Raw genomic sequence first — 1,535 nt, 5'->3', positions numbered from 1 at the left:
CACCGCCCGGGACCGGTTCGCCGCCAAGGGCCACCTGCCGGGCGTTCGGCGCGCCGAGCGGCTCGGGGGCACCCGGTGAGCGGCCCGGCCGGCCTCACCTGGAGCCTGCGCGACCGCACCCCCGCCGACCTCCCGGTGCTCGCCGACGCCGTCGCCACCGACGCCGGGGCATCGGACGCCGGGGGCACCGGCAAGGGCGTCCGGGTCTGCGTGGTCGACTCCGGGATCGAGCCCGACCACCCGCTGGTCGGGCCGGTGCAGGGCTCCTGGGCGGTGGTCAAGGACCCGGTCACCCGGGAGCTGACCGTCCGCCCCGACAGCGCCGGCGACACCTGCGGGCACGGCACCGCCTGCGCGGGCATCATCCGCCGCACCGCCCCGGACTGCGAGCTCTACAGCGTCCGGGTCCTCGGCGAGCGCTTCACCGGCACCGGCGACATGCTGATCGCCGGGCTGCGCTGGGCCGTCGGGCAGGGCTTCGACGTGGTCAACCTCAGCCTCTCCACCACCCGGACCCGCTTCCTGGAGCAGCTGCACGCGATCGCCGACGACGCCTTCTTCGCCCGCACCGCGATCGTCGCCTCCGCCCACAACACCCCGGTGGAGAGCTACCCGTGGCGCTTCTCCTCGGTCATCTCGGTGGGCAGCCACCAGGAGGAGGACCCGGAGCTGCACCTGTACAACCCGGCGCCGCCGGTGGAGTTCTTCGCCCCCGGCCAGAACGTCCGGGTGCCCTGGCTCGGCGGCGCCACCATCCGCACCACCGGCAACAGCTTCGCGACCCCGTACGTGGCCGGGCTCTGCGCCCGCATCCTGTCCCGGCGGCCGAGGCTGACCACCTTCCAGCTGAAGAGCGCGCTCTACCTCACCGCGGCCAACGTCCAGGTCCCTTCCACCCCCACCCCGGAGGCGCCCGATGACCCTCAGCACTGACCCCGCCGTCGACCCGCTGGCCCGCGAGCTGCTCCAGTCCGTGGTGGACGTCGCCCGGGCGATCTTCGGCGCCCAGGCCGGCTCGGTGTGCCTGCTCGACGAGGCGGCCGGGGAGCTGGTCTTCCAGGCCGTCTCCGGCCGGGGCGAGGAGTCGCTGGTGGGCCGCCGCTTCCCGGCCGGCCGGGGGATCGCCGGCTGGGTGGCCGCCTCGGGCGAGCCGATGGTGGTGGACGACCTGGGCGCCAACCGCACCTTCGACCGGGACTTCGCCGAGTCCACCGCGTACGTCCCGACCGCCCTGATGGCCGCCCCGCTCACCCACGGCAGCCGGGTGCTCGGCGTCCTGGAGGTGCTGGACCCGGCCCCGCAGGCCCGCGCCAGCCTGCCCGAGCTGGACCTGCTGGCCATGTTCGCCCGCCAGGCGGCCGCCGCCCTGCGGGTGATCGCCGAGCGCTCCCCCGCCCCGGAGCCGGCCCCCGACCGGGCCGCCGCCCTCGGCCTGCTCGCCGACCTGGAGGAGCTGCTGCGGCGTCAGCCCTGACCGCGAGCGCCTGGAGGAGCTGCTGCGCCGTCAGCCCTGACCGGGCGCGCCGTCCAGCCGG

General features: G+C 76.2%; 2 protein-coding genes. Both read left to right on the top strand.

Translation table 11 applies throughout. The features are described 5' to 3' along the window. Window positions 1-75: 75 nt before the first annotated feature. Window positions 76-933, top strand: coding sequence for a S8 family serine peptidase (locus AE652_RS41125; protein WP_049661078.1), 858 nt, complete (start codon window positions 76-78; stop codon window positions 931-933). Then, entirely contained in the window at window positions 917-1,474 is a 558-nt protein-coding gene (locus AE652_RS41120; RefSeq protein ID WP_049661076.1) for a GAF domain-containing protein, read from the top strand. Before AE652_RS41125 ends, AE652_RS41120 begins: the two co-directional genes overlap by 17 nt. Window positions 1,475-1,535: the final 61 nt, after the last annotated feature.

Origin of the sequence: Kitasatospora sp. MY 5-36 (genome assembly GCF_001182915.1) — a bacterium.
In the GTDB taxonomy this organism is placed as follows: Bacteria; Actinomycetota; Actinomycetes; order Streptomycetales; family Streptomycetaceae; genus Kitasatospora.
Note: the sequence above shows the minus strand (reverse complement) of the source record. Positions and strands in the feature narration are given on the sequence as shown.

Excerpts from the sequence above, each read along its gene's own strand:
- AE652_RS41120 (WP_049661076.1), top strand. The coding sequence starts at position 917 with ATGACCCTCAGCACTGACCCCGCCGTCGACCCGCTGGCCCGCGAGCTG.